The following is a 367-nucleotide window of genomic DNA, read 5'->3' on the forward strand; positions in this document are numbered from 1 at the left end:
ACTGATTTGTCCCTGGTTTATGTATCCGTAGGGTGGTGCTTGTTTGTTGTTTTGGAGGTATTCTGTTATTCGGTTGGCGAAATCTACGTAACTGGCTGTGTTTAGTGTTCCTGTGGTTAGGCTTTCGCTGCTGCTGGTTGGTACTGAATAGTCTTCGATTTTGATTGTGGTGGTGGTTGGTTTTCCGTTGTTGAGTAGTATGGTGGCTTGGGTGGCCATGTATAGGAATTGTGCCATGTTGAATGTGTTTGTTCCTATGGTGATTGTGTTTGGTAGTTTTTCGTTGGCTTCAATTTGTGTTTTTACTGTTTGGGCTGCATTTAGTATTTCTGCTATTGTTACTGTTGTTGTGCTTGGTTCTTTTATT

The 367-nt window shown here is 41.4% G+C and carries 1 pseudogene; it reads right to left on the minus strand.

The features are described from left to right. A pseudogene (locus tag A994_RS12765) lies at positions 1 to 367 on the minus strand (hypothetical protein); the annotation flags it as partial.

Origin of the sequence: Methanobacterium formicicum DSM 3637 (assembly GCF_000302455.1) — an archaeon.
GTDB lineage: Archaea > Methanobacteriota > Methanobacteria > Methanobacteriales > Methanobacteriaceae > Methanobacterium > Methanobacterium formicicum_A.